14 protein-coding genes and 1 tRNA gene are annotated in these 15,366 nt (G+C 31.7%); 5 read left to right on the top strand and 10 right to left on the bottom strand.

Annotated features, from left to right (window positions below):
• Positions 1-65: 65 nt before the first annotated feature.
• Positions 66-959, bottom strand: coding sequence for a LysR family transcriptional regulator (locus IWX80_RS07135; protein ID WP_063742749.1), 894 nt, complete (start codon positions 957-959; stop codon positions 66-68).
• Between the two features lie 407 nt (positions 960-1,366).
• Here IWX80_RS07135 and IWX80_RS07130 point away from each other — a divergent pair, with 407 nt between their 5' ends.
• On the top strand, positions 1,367-2,944 hold the full coding sequence (locus tag IWX80_RS07130; RefSeq protein ID WP_196852785.1) for a SulP family inorganic anion transporter: 1,578 nt from the start codon (positions 1,367-1,369) through the stop codon (positions 2,942-2,944).
• Positions 2,945-3,162: 218 nt separating this feature from the next.
• On the opposite strand, the gene IWX80_RS07125 is transcribed toward IWX80_RS07130, so the two are convergent.
• From IWX80_RS07125 to IWX80_RS07100, 6 genes are all read right to left on the bottom strand, one after another.
• Positions 3,163-4,206 carry a tyrosine-type recombinase/integrase gene (locus IWX80_RS07125; protein WP_196852784.1) on the bottom strand — a complete coding sequence of 348 codons (1,044 nt, stop codon included), beginning with the start codon at positions 4,204-4,206 and terminating at the stop codon, positions 3,163-3,165.
• A gap of 413 nt (positions 4,207-4,619) precedes the next feature.
• Positions 4,620-6,041, bottom strand: a complete 1,422-nt coding sequence (locus IWX80_RS07120; protein WP_196852783.1) for a hypothetical protein — start codon at positions 6,039-6,041, stop codon at positions 4,620-4,622.
• A 153-nt stretch (positions 6,042-6,194) separates the two neighbouring features.
• Positions 6,195-6,527, bottom strand: coding sequence for a helix-turn-helix domain-containing protein (locus IWX80_RS07115; protein WP_196852782.1), 333 nt, complete (start codon positions 6,525-6,527; stop codon positions 6,195-6,197).
• On the bottom strand, positions 6,527-6,820 hold the full coding sequence (locus IWX80_RS07110; protein ID WP_196852781.1) for a helix-turn-helix domain-containing protein: 294 nt from the start codon (positions 6,818-6,820) through the stop codon (positions 6,527-6,529). The genes IWX80_RS07115 and IWX80_RS07110 overlap by 1 nt, the downstream gene beginning before the upstream one ends.
• 99 nt (positions 6,821-6,919) lie before the next feature.
• A complete protein-coding gene (locus IWX80_RS07105) occupies positions 6,920-7,861 on the bottom strand; it encodes a hypothetical protein (protein WP_196852780.1) in 942 nt (313 codons plus the stop codon).
• A 606-nt stretch (positions 7,862-8,467) separates the two neighbouring features.
• Positions 8,468-8,549: transfer RNA gene (locus IWX80_RS07100), tRNA-Leu, on the bottom strand.
• Between the two features lie 108 nt (positions 8,550-8,657).
• On the opposite strand from IWX80_RS07100, the gene IWX80_RS07095 reads away from it, so the two are divergent.
• The 4 genes from IWX80_RS07095 (at position 8,658) to IWX80_RS07080 (ending at position 12,698) form a co-directional block, all read left to right on the top strand.
• Complete coding sequence (locus IWX80_RS07095) at positions 8,658-10,046, top strand: dipeptidase (protein ID WP_196852779.1); 1,389 nt, start codon at positions 8,658-8,660, stop codon at positions 10,044-10,046.
• A 376-nt stretch (positions 10,047-10,422) separates the two neighbouring features.
• The gene (locus IWX80_RS07090; protein WP_196852778.1) at positions 10,423-10,725 is read left to right on the top strand and encodes a hypothetical protein; all 303 of its coding nucleotides are present in this window, start codon (positions 10,423-10,425) and stop codon (positions 10,723-10,725) included.
• Positions 10,726-10,734: 9 nt separating this feature from the next.
• Positions 10,735-11,109, top strand: a complete 375-nt coding sequence (locus IWX80_RS07085; protein ID WP_121363828.1) for a BlaI/MecI/CopY family transcriptional regulator — start codon at positions 10,735-10,737, stop codon at positions 11,107-11,109.
• Positions 11,106-12,698, top strand: a complete 1,593-nt coding sequence (locus IWX80_RS07080) for a M56 family metallopeptidase (protein WP_196852777.1) — start codon at positions 11,106-11,108, stop codon at positions 12,696-12,698. Before IWX80_RS07085 ends, IWX80_RS07080 begins: the two co-directional genes overlap by 4 nt.
• 178 nt (positions 12,699-12,876) lie before the next feature.
• On the opposite strand, the gene IWX80_RS07075 is transcribed toward IWX80_RS07080, so the two are convergent.
• The 3 genes from IWX80_RS07075 to IWX80_RS07065 all read right to left on the bottom strand — a co-directional run bounded on the left by IWX80_RS07075 (position 12,877) and on the right by IWX80_RS07065 (position 15,210).
• The gene (locus IWX80_RS07075; RefSeq protein ID WP_196852776.1) at positions 12,877-13,566 is read right to left on the bottom strand and encodes a hypothetical protein; all 690 of its coding nucleotides are present in this window, start codon (positions 13,564-13,566) and stop codon (positions 12,877-12,879) included.
• Positions 13,567-13,725: 159 nt separating this feature from the next.
• Positions 13,726-14,286 carry a hypothetical protein gene (locus IWX80_RS07070; protein ID WP_196852775.1) on the bottom strand — a complete coding sequence of 187 codons (561 nt, stop codon included), beginning with the start codon at positions 14,284-14,286 and terminating at the stop codon, positions 13,726-13,728.
• Positions 14,287-14,496: 210 nt separating this feature from the next.
• Complete coding sequence (locus IWX80_RS07065) at positions 14,497-15,210, bottom strand: hypothetical protein (RefSeq protein WP_196852774.1); 714 nt, start codon at positions 15,208-15,210, stop codon at positions 14,497-14,499.
• Positions 15,211-15,366 lie beyond the last annotated feature (156 nt).

Here is a 15,366-nt window from a genome sequence, read left to right as displayed (position 1 = left end):
ATTATTGTTGGTACAAATTTCTGGAAATAAAGGATATGTTGGAAATTGTAAAAAGTTATGCGTCATTACTTAAAGTTATAATGATTGGCAAATTTCATAAATAATTCGGGTAAAGCCTCAACTTGACCTTGTTGTTGGATAAAGTAAAAACTCCTTTCGATAGATAAATTTTGAACATCTATTATTGTAAATTTATTTTCTTTAAGTTCTTTGTATATGGAATGTAATGATATAAAAGCCATAGTGTTGCTGTGAAGTATATAATTTTTAATACTTTCAGTGCTGCCTAATTGCATTTCAATTTTTAAATCTGAAATTTTTACATTCAAAGATTTTAAATGATGTGCAATAACTTCTAGTGTTCCTGATCCTTGCTCGCGAAACAAGAGAGGAATGTTTTTTAGCTCATCAATAGTAATGTTTTGTCTTTTTGAGAGAGGATTTGTGCTATTTGAAACTAAAACAATTTCGTCTTTGACAAATTCAGTATATTTTAGATAGGCCTTTTTGGATTTTCCTTCTATAATACCCAAATCAATTTCATTTTTTTGCAGCGCAATTTCAATTTGTTCTGTATTATTAGCTTCTAAAGAAACGATAAGTTGGTCAAATTTTTTATGAAACGATGCTAAAATTTCAGGTAAAAGATATTGAGCAATTGTTGTACTCGCACCAATTCTTAATTTTCCGTTGAAATTTTGAGAAAGAGAATTAATTTCAAATTCTAAATTACGATAGGTTTCAAATATTTTTTCGGTATGAGAAAATAATATAATTCCTGCTTTTGTTAATTTTACCTTTGAGCCATTTCTTTCAAAAAGTTTAGTTTTCAGAAAACTTTCAATTTCTTGTATGTGTTTTGAAACTGCTGGCTGCGTAATAAATAATTCTTCGGCAGCTTTTGTAAAATTAAGTCGTTTTGCTACTTTGTGAAATACTTGTAAACGAAAATCAAACATTATTATAGGATTAAGTTATTTTACTCATTTTTTCTTGAGTTCTCCAAGGGTTTCCGCTAACGGTTCTCGGCTTTGCGAGGTTGCGAACTTCGTTACCGATTACTTTCCGCTAAGATAAAATTTCTTGCGAAACGTAAACGTGAATTTACCAGAAAATTCGCAATCTTGCAAAACCGATGTTGTAGGCTGCCCTTTTTTCACAATTTTACCCACTTGATTTTGTTTTTTTGTCTACAAAGGTTACTTTTGCACCATTATTATGAAAAACACTACTTCATTTATTAAAGTTACTCCGCCTTGATTTATAGTCTTTAAATCGAGGAATTATTTCCAAAACTATTTATCGAAAAATTATTCGATGCTTTTTCAGTATATGAAATTGCATCACAAACTATTTATATTATTTTATGAAAAAAGTATTTAACTTATTTGATTTATCGCAAAAGGTAAATTATAAAACAGAAATTTTATCGGGTTTAACAGTTGCCTTAGCTCTTGTTCCCGAAGCAATTGCGTTTGCAATGATTGCAGGATTTTCGCCACTTACAGGATTGTATGCGGCATTTGTTATGGGATTAGTAACAGCCATTTTAGGTGGAAGACCTGGAATGATTTCGGGTGCAACTGGTGCTATTGCTGTCATTTTTCTTGGCTTGATTTTAGAATTGCGTACTGCTTTTCCTGATATTACTTCGGAAACAATCCTTCAATATGTTTTTGCAACCGTCATTATAGCAGGCATTTTACAGATTTTAGCAGGAGTTTTGCGATTGGGAAAATTTATAAGATTGGTTCCACATCCGGTAATGTTTGGTTTTGTAAACGGCTTAGCGATAATAATTTTTATGGCACAATTTCCTAATTTTTATCAAAAAGGAACGCATAACTTGTTAGAAGGTTCTTCTATGCTTATTATGTTAGGATTAACTTTATTAACAATGTTTATTATTTGGGGATTGCCAAAACTAACCAAAGTTGTACCTTCTTCTTTAATTGCAATTTTAGTTGTTGCTGGTATTGTAATTGGTTTTGGTGTTGATACAATGACTGTTGGTGATACACTCAATGCTGGTGAAAGTATAAAAGGAGGATTTCCGCCTTTAACTATACCCAATATTCCTTTTGACTTTGCTACTTTGAAAATCATTTTTCCTTATGCGTGTATTGTTGCTGGAGTTGGTTTAATTGAAAGTTTATTAAGTTTGAATTTGATTGATGAAATTACTGAAACTCGTGGAAGTGGTAATAAAGAATGTGTAGCACAAGGAATAGGAAACATTGCTTCTGGTTTCTTGTCTGGAATGGGTGGTTGTGCTATGTTGGGACAAAGTTTGATTAATATTTCAGCAGGCTCAAGAGCAAGATTAGCAGGAATTGTTGCATCAATAACATTGTTGATATTTATAATGTTTGGTTCTGATTTGATTGTTCAGTTACCTATGGCTGCTTTGGTAGGCTTGATGTTTATGGTTGCTATAGGAACATTTGAATGGGCAAGTTTAAAAACTTTTAAAAAAATGCCTTGGTCTGATGTTATTGTGATGGTTTTGGTAACTTTGATTACTGTCTTTACACACAATTTGGCAATCGCGGTTTTGATTGGTGTCATTTTGGCTGCCTTGGCATATTCTTGGGAAAATGCAAAACGTATTCGTGCAAGAAAATATGTAGACGAAAATGGCATTAAACATTATGAAATTTTTGGGCCTTTATTTTTTGGTTCGGTTGCAGGATTTTCTGAAAAGTTTGAAGTATTAAACGACCCAAATGAAGTGATTATTGATTTTAAAGAAAGTCGAGTTGCAGATATGTCAGCCATTGAAGCGTTGAATGTTATTACGCATCGTTACCATAAAATTGGCAAAAAAGTACATTTACGACATTTAAGTAAAGATTGCATAAAATTACTGAATAAGGCAGAAGCGATAATTGATGTGAATATTATGGAAGACCCAACATATAAATTGGTTATTGATAAAGTATAATACACTAAAAAGGCATTTCGGTTTATCGAAATGCCTTTCTCTTTTGACCTTTATACGTGAACTAATAATTTTCTATTTTTCTTTATGCGTTCTGTTTGGTTAGGGTTGCCTACAACTTGTATATACCAGCCATTAAATAGCTCCAATTCACCCAAATATGGAGGGCTTTGTGCCATAAAAGGTGCTGTTATTTGTTTAGCTAAAATATAAAAAAAACATTACAAATCATCAAATGGACTTTTTATTTGTTGAATATTTTTCGTACTAACGTGCGTATAAATTTCTGTGGTTTTACTACTGTTATGACCTAATAATTCTTGTATATACCGCAAATCCGTTCCACTTTCTAATAAATGTGTGGCATAACTATGTCTCAGCCAATGTAAACTTACTGGCTTATTTATTTTAGTTTTTGTTAAGGCTTGTTTCAGTACATTTGACAAACTACGTTCATCGTATTTTGTATTTTCTATTTGTCCTTCAAAGAGCCAAGTTTTGGGTTTATAACCTATATAATACTCCCTAAGCATTGCTAAAATCTTAATAGATAATGGAACAATTCTGTCTTTTTTACCTTTGCTTTGTCGGATGATTATAATTCCCCTTTTAGAATCAATATCAGTTGGTTTTAGATTTAAAAGTTCACTTCTACGCAAACCACAACTGTACACCAATGAAAGCATCGTTTTGTGTTTGATGTTGGAATGTGCATTTAAAATCAATTTGACTTCTTCTTTACTCAAAACATTGGGTAATATTTTGGCACGTTTGGGACGATGTATTTTGTCAATCTCTATTTTAGTCCCCCTTATAGTTGTAAAAAATAATTTAATAGCATTGACGATTTGATTTTGATATGAAGAAGAAAGATTATTTTTAAGGATATAGTCGTTGTTGTAAACAATTACATCCTCATTAGTGATTTCGGCAATGGGTTTTTCTCTATAGAATATCAAAAAGGATTTTAAGGCTTCTGAATATGTTTTGATGGTGTTCGGACTGTATCTTTTAGATGATAGCCATTGCATAAATTTCTTTATTTGTTCTGTTCCTTCATCTGATGGTAATGAGTTTGAAAGTGGAACTAATTGAAATCGTTCTCTATTTTCGATGGTGTCTGGAAGATGCCAAACACGTAATGTTTGACTCCACCGAGAACCTTCCAGCTTTTTTATTCGAGTTATAAATTCAACATTTTTTTCAAAAAAGACAGTTATTCTTTTTTCTTTATTATGAGTGATAATTTTCGCTTCCCAATTCATAATCATAGCTTTAGTTCTTTACTAAAGTAACGAATTATTCTTATATATCTAAAATGACTTGTTTTTAATTATTCTTTACATATAAATGGAATTGATAAAGCTCCAGCTAACCGCCAAGTGCATTCATCTAGCTTAGAAGACAATATAAGCCTCAATAATCAAGTATGATTTAGACAATACCATCGGTATCCGTGACCCCCACCAAAAATATGCTCCGCCTAATATTAATGGACGGGCATATTTCGTGAGCTATGAGGGCTTAAAATTTAACTAAAACGTCATTATTCATCGCTACTGAGAAGACTTGTCAGGGAGCTTAAAATCATGTATATTTCCATGATTTAGAGTTAAGAACTGACACAAAACCTAGTTCTGCTTCTATCTACATAATTCAATAGACGGGTTCTATACTTCTATGAAGCAATTTTATTTTTAGTATCTAATTCAGAGTATTCTATTGTTAGGTTTGGCGATTCTCCAAGCAATTCTTTGAACTGGCTTTTCATAAACTCTTTTAATTCCACCACATTGCTACTGGTGGTCAGAATGCAATCGTGGAGCGTAAACACTGGAATCTTACCTTTGTGTAATTTATCATATTCTCGGGCTATTTTATCTATCATAACCTTTGCTTCAAACTGAAAGCATAAATAAGACAATTTCTTGTGTCTATTGTCTAAATTCCAATTTAATTCTTCACTTTGAGCATCTTTAAATTCATTGATAAATTTATGAATTGTTGGGTACAATTCTTTAAATACTAATTGTTCAAATTTATAAGAACTTGATTTCGCAAATAACATAGATAGTAGCCCCTTTTTAGCAAATTTTTTAAGTTCTTTAAGGTCACCATCAAAATAATGGTTAAACTGCTTATTGAATTTGTATTGGTAATATTTCAATACTTTATTATAGTCCTTTCCCTCGGATTCATAAAAAGATTGGTCTAAAATCAAGTTGCTAAATTGCTCATAAAGCTTACCGCTCTTAACAGCATGTCCAAACTCCTGAAGCTCCGTTTTATCTAGGTCTCCCGTGATTTTATCGAAGATATAAATGATACTATTAGAATACTGGTAATCGGTTAATTTACTTAAAATTTTATTAAGGTAATAGCCCATAGTAATATAAAGAAAGAAAGGAACGGCTGAGGAAATGTCGACCTCCGCCAAGAATTCTCCCTGATACTGTAAATATTTACGGGATTTTTTCGACAGCCTTGTAATGTTTGAGTGAACTCTCCCATCAGTCTTTGTTTTCAAGGTTATTGTATGCTCTCCGTTCATTATATTTACTATGTTTTTGGCGTTCCTAAGGCGTTTCTTTTTTACTAGAGAATTTGCTTCTTCTATCGCATCAGAGGGGCTAGAAACGGCTAATTTCCCATTATTGAAATACTTAGTTAGAAAGTAATAATTGAGTCTTATCGCCTCATTATTTGAAGTGTTTACGAATTTTTGCTTATACTTATTGATTAGTTTGTAATCAGTGATAGTATAGAGTTCAAAACCTCCATTGAAATAATAATCAGTTAATCGATACTCAAATGGGTTTTTTCCAACTTCATAACGATAACCGTTCAAAATATTACCTGTTCCGCTGTTATTCTCAAGCAAAAAATCGATGTATTGGTGGTAATTCCGACCTATTAATCGCTCCAAAAATCTTGAATCCAGCCCCACCTTGCTCAAATTATCTTTTTCATGACCTAATAGCATCACTAAATGAACAATTAGATAGGCACGGTCAAAGTCAAAATTAAAATTGGGTTTGTATTTATTGACCAAATATTCAAGGTTTAGTTTTTTTGGTTTTAGTATATAATATGTTTTCATTTCTTTATTCTATTTTTTTGACATAGCAGAGCCACTACGATATGGCTATACCGCTATGTATTGTTATTTAAAAGATTAAGTTTGGACAGATTTGTCCCTGTGAAGTAGTCCTATATTTTGCCTGTTTCTAGAAAACAGACAACATAAAAGGATTTAAAAGGGGGCTTTATAGCCTTCTGAAGATGGCCTCCAAAATTCGCCACTCCAAAATTTGCCCCAAAGCATATTGCTGTCATAGTATACCCGATGCTCGATTTTTAGGGCTGGGAGTTTTCCGTTGTTCTTCAAGCGGTCCAATTTGCTAAGAGAGATGTTTAGAAACTTCGCCGTTTCTTTTCGAGTTAGAACTTCTTGAAATTCGCTCTTCGGTTTTAACAGAATAATTTTGTTCTCTTTTTGAGGTTCTTCATTAACTGCATTTTTGATTAGCTGTTGTAAGTCGCTAACTTTTAGCTGGATTAACAACAAATTTTCATCCTCTCTCATTATGCTAAAGTGTTAAATTTATCCATAATAACACTCCTCTGATAGAATACTCTTTTTCCAATTTTTTTGGCTTCAAGTATATTATCTCTATTCCATAAAAAAAGTGTCGTGTAAGATACTTTAAGCATCTTAGCAACTTCTTCCCGAGTTAGAAGTTCCGGAGCTTCAATTTGAGGGTTGAGCTGAATCACCTTAGTAATCTTTGTGATTTCTTCTTTTACAGCATCTTTGATTAACTGTTCTAAGTCACTAACTCTTAGTTGGACTAATAAATTTTCTTTGTTGTCTATCATTTCATATACATTTACAAATGACTTCGTTGTCATTTTATAGTGCAAATATAGACTCGTGGAGTTCCGAGAAATAATTGAAAAATTCCGAAAAATCGGAAATCAGTTTTTAAAGACATTGTCGTACTTTCTAATTCGATCAGGATTTTCTGCTTTAGTAGAGAAACTGTTTTTTTCAATAAGTTTGTCGTAGATGAATTCTTTTATTAAGCCATTATTAAACATCCATTCCATAAATTGCTTATGCTTAATTTTTACCATTTTTCCATCTCTTTTTAATCTATGAAAAAGGTAACTTAAATCATTATACTCATCATTTATTTCATGTTTTAGATAATATCTGAAATTTTCAAAATCTTTGTCGTTATAAAAAACATTTTTCCAAATATCAATAGGAGTTTCTTTAATATTAGTTTGAACTACTTTTTTCTCATTCTTGTTTTTTATAAAATCTTTATATTTATGAGAATAGAAATAGTCGAATTTATTTTTCTCTTCAACAAAGGAGTAAAACTCTTTATGTATATAATCATAAATGGACATCAATTTAAAGGTAACACAAAAATATATGTATGCAAATGAAAACTCTTTTTCATAAGCTAGTTTATAGAAATCAGGGGACATATCTACATACATGTTCCTAAATATGGATGCGCTATGAAAGTCAAAATTGTAATCTAATGTTTTCTTCAAACCATCAATTATTTTATTGATTTTTTGTTTTTTAACTAGGTCACTAGAAGGATGTGAATAAATGTATTTATAAAAGATATTATTGTTTTCAAAATCCTCTACAATCAAGTCAAAAAAAGGACTGACATCATTTAAAACCACTAAAATATTTTTGTCGCCATCTTTCAATGATTCGAGATATTGATAAAAATTTATACCTAAATGACCAAAAACGAAATCAGTAAACAAAGTATAATATTTGCCGTTTAGGGCATAAACTAAAAAATCTATTGCTTCTTCGGTATTTTCTAAATTGTATGTCTTGTCGTCAGTATTTATTATGCTTAAATTATTATTTTCTGTTTCTCCCATAATTATTTTTTTCTTCTCTTTTCAATACAATTGTAATTGCTAAACTCATGGTGGAATTTTTATTTGCAAACAATATCCCAAATATATAGATTTTGTTTGTACGCCTTAGTAATTTATGTACTTCCGCCAGAAAAACATTTTACGCATATCCTTATGATTAGTCCTATAATATATAAGCCTCCCACTAGTCGTGTTTTGCCCCTATCCCCCCAATTTTGAATCCATTTCAGTTTCAAAGCTAGAAACTAAATAGTTTTTCAAATAATTGATAGAGATTTTTCTTGAAATATAAAGCGAATATTGACAATTGAGAGCAAGAAACCACACCACACTAAAAGCTTAGTAAATATTAAGATTCAGTATCTGCAATAATCTGGTAGAATGTGAAAAATGAATTGGAACTAATATATAGTATAATGGTAATTTTATGATACAATCCAGCAGGGTAGATATTTTCTTGAGAAGAGTCTGTAGCAGGAAAGTATTTTTAGATTAAAATAGGTTAATTTACATACAGAACTAAGAAACGGGGTTGTTCTTAGGGGAATACATAAAACAAAAAAGACTTAAAAAACTGATTTACAGCTATTTAAGTCTTAATATTTGTGCGGATAATAGGACTCGAACCTACACGCCTTGCGGCACCAGATCCTAAGTCTGGCATGTCTACCAATTTCACCATATCCGCGCAATTGTGGGTGCAAAGATACACTTAACTTCCAATTTTCAAAACAATTTTGATAAAAATTATTCATACTCTTTTTTGTACTTTTGAAATATAAACAAAATTCAAATAATGGAAAATATTAAAGCATACGTTCAAGAACACAAAGACCGCTTTATCAACGAGTTAATCGAATTATTAAAAATCCCATCCGTAAGTGCTGACACCGCTTATTCTCACGATGTTTTTGAAACAGCTGATGCCGTAAAAGCCAGTTTAGAAAAAGCAGGCTGTGATTTTGTTGAAATTTGTGATACTCCAGGGTATCCAATCGTATATGGCGAAAAAATCATAGACCCAGCATTACCCACCGTTTTAGTCTACGGACATTATGATGTGCAACCACCAGATCCACTCGAATTATGGACTTCTCCACCTTTTGAACCCGTAATCAAGAAAACCGAAATTCATCCTGAAGGCGCCATTTTTGCCCGTGGATCCTGTGATGACAAAGGCCAAATGTACATGCACGTAAAAGCATTAGAATATATGGTTCAATCCAATACTTTGCCTTGCAACGTGAAATTTATGATTGAAGGCGAAGAGGAAATTGGTTCCAAAAGTTTGAGTTGGTTTGTGGAACGCAATCAGGAAAAACTAAAAAATGATGTGATTTTAATTTCGGATACCGGAATGATTTCTAATCAGCAACCATCAATTACAACAGGTTTGCGTGGATTAAGCTATGTAGAAGTTGAAGTTACGGGACCAAATCGCGATTTACATTCTGGATTATACGGAGGTGCTGTTGCCAATCCTATCAATGTGTTGGCTAAAATGATTGCTTCGCTTCATGATGAAAACAACCACATTACCATTCCTGGTTTCTATGATAATGTAGAAGAACTATCCTTGGAAGAAAGAGCTGAAATGGCCAAAGCGCCTTTCGATTTAGAAAACTATAAAAAAGCACTAGACCTTAATGACGTTTATGGCGAAAAAGGTTATGTGACGAACGAAAGAAATTCCATTCGTCCTACACTGGATGTCAACGGAATCTGGGGTGGTTACACCGGAGAAGGCGCCAAAACAGTAATTGCCAGCAAAGCTTTCGCTAAAATTTCGATGCGTTTGGTTCCAAATCAAGATTGGGAACAAATCACCGAATTGTTTACCAAACATTTCACAAGCCTTGCTCCTGCCGGCGTTACCGTAAAAGTAAAACCACATCATGGCGGACAAGGTTACGTAACCCCAATAGACAGCATTGGCTACAAAGCCGCAAACATGGCGTATACTGAAACCTTTGGCGTTCCCGCAATTCCGGTGCGTTCCGGAGGAAGTATTCCTATCGTAGCGTTATTCGAAAAAGAACTAAAAAGCAAAACTATTCTAATGGGATTTGGTCTGGACAGCGATGCCATTCACTCGCCAAACGAACACTTCGGAATCTTCAATTACCTCAAAGGAATTGAAACCATTCCGTTGTTTTACAAATATTTTGTGGAGTTGTCAAAATAAATTCCTTTCATTAAAAACTAAATCCGCTCTAAACAGGGCGGATTTTTTTTGGGCGTTTCCACCATTTCACTACCGTTCTAGCGTGGTCAGGCTGTCCGTTCTCAATCTTTTTATTTTTTAAAACAAAAAAATAAAAAGGATTTCCACTTCCATCCTTAACGCAAACCGCTGACTATCAAAATATTTTTTCTTTAAAATTTGTTTATTTCAATTTTTATTCTACATTTGTAGAGCAATGTTTTAATCTGTAGAAATGAAAAATCAAAATCAATATATAATTATAATCCTTTTAATATGTATAAGCCTAACCAGCTGCAAAATTAATCAAACCAAAAACGGATTAAAAACTGGAAAATGGATCCAAACCGAAAAATTCATGAACATCGAATCTGTCGCAACAGGAAGATACAAAAAAGGAGATAAAATTGGAACTTGGAAAGAATTTATGAGCGATCGACTACTTTCTAAAGAAAAATATAAAAAAAATAGTTGCCACGTCATCAAATATCACAATACTGGAAAAATTCAACAAATAGGATTTTCTGATAAAGCCATTATAAATTCAAAAATAGAATGGCTACCCACAGGAGAATGGACATTTTATGACTCCGAAGGCGTTTTGCTAGGCACCAAAATCTATGAAAAAGGAATACCCATTCAAGAAATGTGCACCAAATAAAAAATAAACATGCAACAACTAACGAACGCCGAAGAACAAGTAATGGAACACCTTTGGAAACTCGAAAAAGCCTTCATGAAAGACTTGCTTGAAGCTTATCCAAAACCAAAACCCGCAACCACAACCATTGCTACTTTATTGAAAAGAATGATTGATAAGCAATTTGTAGCCTACAATGAATTTGGGAACTCTCGGGAATATTATCCTTTGGTCAAAAAAACCGATTATTTCTCGAAACACGTCAACGGATTGATTAGTAATTTCTTCAACAATTCGGCATCACAATTCGCCTCTTTCTTTACCACCGAAACCAATTTATCGCAAACGGAATTGGAAGATCTCAAAAAAATAATAGACAGTGAAATTTTAAAAAAGAAAAAATGACCGACTTTCTAATCAAATCGACAATTACTTTATTCGTGCTACTGGCAGTGTATTATTTGTTTTTGGAAAAAGAAAAAATACACGTTTTCAATAGGTTTTACTTGTTGTTCAGTCTTGTTTTCTCGATGGTGATTCCATTCATAACTATTGAAGTCATTCAGGAAATAGCACAACCTACAGTCAATCCGGGAAATATACAGATACTGCAAGGAAGCGCTGTAATACTGGAGGAAACCAACTATTTGGAAATAGGATTATGGAGTTTGTATGCTGCAGTAACACTCGTTTTGGCGGTACGTTTTTTCAGTAATATCATCAAGATTTCTTCTAAAATGAAATTGAATACACCAATTGAATATAAAAATGCTAAATTGATTTTGGTTCCCGAAAAAACGTTGCCACATACTTTCCTGAATACGATTTTCATTAACGAAACGGAATACAACAACCGTCAAATTGAAGCTGAATTGTACACTCACGAATTAACGCATGTAACCCAAAAACACACTTTGGATATTTTATTCATCGAACTATTGAAAACTGTTTTTTGGTTCAACCCTATTTTTATTTTTTACAAAAAAGCCATACAACTCAACCACGAATTTCTTGCCGATGAGAAAGTCGTGACCTCCTATAACAATGTTCCGTTCTACCAATCTTTATTACTATCGAAAGCGAACGAGAACCAAACTTTTTACTTGGCCAGTAATTTGAATTATTTAATAACTAAAAAACGATTACTCATGATGACAAAAACCACATCAAAAAACATTTCAATACTTAAGAAAATAGCAATTGCTCCAGTACTTGCAGCACTATTATTTTCTTTATGTATAGAAACTGTTGCACGAGAAAAGAACAATACTATCGTACAACAGCAACCAATTTTAAATAAGAAGATTGCAACAGCCAAAAGTGAATTGCAGCAAATTGAAAAGTCAGAAAGACGAAGTGACACTATAAAAAGAAAAAAACTAGAGGTTGTAAAAATTAAGAATGAAGATTTTACTAAAATTGGTAGTCTTTATTTTAATGATAAAGGCTCCATAGACATTAACGGTAATCCTGCAAATGACGGCTATATTTATATCAACAATGAGGTTCATTATTATGTGACAAAAGGTAAAGAAAGAGAATACTACGACAGATATGGATTTAGAGTAAACAGCCAAGGAGTAAAAATGAATAATGAAACAATTACTGTTTTAGAAAAAGACTATCAAGCAGAAGCTTCAAAATTGATCGCCAGCGATGAATTTGGAGAAATTTATAATACTGCAGGAATAACTACCAAACCTGATTTTCCAGGAGGAATTGGCGAATTTTATAAATTTGTGGGAACCAATTTTAATATTCCTTTAGATGCTGAAAAAAATAATGTTAAAGGAAAAGTCTACGTTACATTTATAGTTGAACTTGATGGCAGACTTACTAATATCAAAATCATAAGAGATATTGGATACGGAATTGGTACAGAGGTGGTTCGTGTTTTAGGTATATGTCCTAATTGGATTCCCGGTAAAATGAACGAGAAACCTGTGAGAGTAATGTACAGCTTACCAATCACAATTCAATCTGGAAAGGCGTAATTGTAAAAAAGAAATCCGCTTCAAAGGAAGCGGATTTATAAAACTAATATTATGCGGCTTGGCGCAGATTGCAATTTATGATAACAAGTATTTTCGGCTAAACGAAAATAGAGTAAAAAACTGCAATTGCACTAAATTTACAAATTGAGCAAGACGTGTATTGCCATTAATTTTTATTTTAATCAAAATGAGTTAAAACAAAGTTGACATATGAGAGCATTGAAATTATTTTTAATGAGTTAATTTCATTACCATAATTTATAGCTTTTCCGTGAATTATTTCGTGTCTATTTAATCTAATTGGATATTTATTTAGCTCTTTTTCCCAACCATTAATTGCTCCTTTATTTTTGATTGGAGATAAAAGAAAATCAGAATATTTCATTTTTTTTTCTTCAAGTTTCACTTTAATTTCAGGTAAGTCTTTTACGTTTTTGAAGAATTTTGCATCTAAAACATCATCACAGATTCCATCAATTATTGTTATGAATAGACATATCGAAGAATGAAATAGTTTGTTTTTGTGTACATAAAATGCTTCGGATATAATAGCATTCCTTTTTGGATAAGTAGATTTAAGATCATTTTCAATTTGAATCATTTTATTATTGTAATAATCCGAGAAGTAGTAATCAAGTTTTTCTGGAAAATTACTATAAATGAATTTTAAGCATTTACTACTACTTATTTTAGACTCTTTAGAAAAATCATCAATATACCATCCATAAGAGGATATTTTATTAATTATTAATTCAACTCTCTCTTTTCTCAGATGATTAAATCGATTTCCAATTTCTCCATCTTTAATCATTTTGGCAACAATTTCGACTAATGAATCATAACTTATTTGAAAACTTGATTTTTCCATTTTTATGCTTAATTATTATCAACATTCACGCACTACAAGCAGTTTGGGATGAAGGAAGCCTAAACTTTCGGTTAAACACCGACTTTGCAAATACAAAACCAACTTTAAATTAAGCCCAAAACCCGCCATTTATGCAAACTACTGTTGGCAGAAGTTGTTTTATTTAGAAACGATTTCCATTTTGTATGTGTCAATGTTCGATTTTTCAGTTTTAAAATCTGTAGTGAAATTTTCATTTTCACTTTTGAAATCTTTACCATCTTTTATTGCTTCTAAAAGTCCTTTTGGAATTTCTATTTCTAAAGTTTTAAAAGTTTTTTCAGTTGTTTCTGAAAATAATTTTACTGCTTCTTTTTTGCTTTCTAGATTATTTACGTTTAAGTTCACTAATAAATTTTTCGCATAATTTTCTTCTCCTTCTAAATAGTAAGCTAGATTATTTTGCATTCCAACTCCATCTTTTTGTTCTCCAAATTGATAATAATCAGTTAACGAACCCCAACCCATTTCTTCTGGATTTTTCCATTCTTTAAGTTCTCCAATTCCATTTTCAGATAGCTTACTTAAAAGATTTTCGGTTTCATTAAATAGCTTAATTTTCATATTGCTTTTCGGCGTTTCAGCAACTTCTTCAACAGCATTTTCGGTTTTTTTGTTATTCCCGCAACTTAATAATGTTATTGCAAAAATTAAAGTCAATAGTTTTGATAAGTTCTTCATTTTATTTGGTTTAGTTATTTCCAATTTTAAATTGTTAAGTGTCATTTTTTTTTCGTTCGCGCGACAATTACTGCTAACGTTATGCCACTTTGAGATGGCTGGAAGTTTGTAACCGCTCAATTTTCGGCTTAGCAAAAACTTGATGTGAAACGTTAGTTCCACTAAATTCCAGCTAGCTCAAAATTGCTGTTGGGCGATCGTATTTTCTATTTATTCAAAATCTTTTTCTGTTATATTTTCGTTGTATAATAATTTTATGATCGTAGCTATTTGTATGTTTTCCTTTTCGCCAAATTTCATTTCTGTAAAATAAGTTAGGTCATTAAATTTTTTATAATTAGAATAGTAAGTAGTTGAAAATGAATTTTTTTCTGCATTTAATATTTTTTCAGTTTTGGTTAATAGAAATGTATTTTTATCATAATATAAAATTTTTACAAGTCCATTTGTTAAAGTAGCTTTTATTTTATTACAATTATTTGACTCGATTTTTTCTTCTCCAATAAATTCCAGTCTATATAGACTTGGATTTATATAATCAAGTTCGTTGAAGATGTTTTGCTTGTATTTTTTATCTTTAAATTCTTCTTGGTCTGCTAATTTTTTCTCTCCATTATTCAGTTCATAACCAATTTTTCCATTAAACCAATTTTGATAAACTGTTCTTCCTTGATAAATTATTTGAAAACTTCCTTTATTCGGTAGCATCTCTTTTACAATCCAATTAACTTTTCTTCCTTGCATTTCAGTTTCACTATCAGTATAAAGGGTTTTAATACTTTGTAATAATTTTTGTCCACCCATTGCATCGATAGATTTGTTTACTATTTCTATTGCTGCATTATCAGATAGTTTTTGAGCATTTGCAAAATTTAGACCTATAATGTGCAATAGGAGTAAAAAGAATAATTGTTGTTTTTTCATTTCTTTAATATATTAGATTACTTTTTTTTTCAATATGTCGCCCAACTTGTATTTAAGCGAAGGTTTGTTTCGCTTTGCGTTTTCCAAATATATAAAATTTTCTTACAATTTTTTAAAAAAAGCCACATCATTGAAATGCGTTGCGTGAGGGATGGC

The organism is Flavobacterium sp. CAN_S2 (assembly GCF_015752255.1).
Taxonomy (GTDB): Bacteria; Bacteroidota; Bacteroidia; order Flavobacteriales; family Flavobacteriaceae; genus Flavobacterium.
Note: the sequence above shows the minus strand (reverse complement) of the source record. Positions and strands in the feature narration are given on the sequence as shown.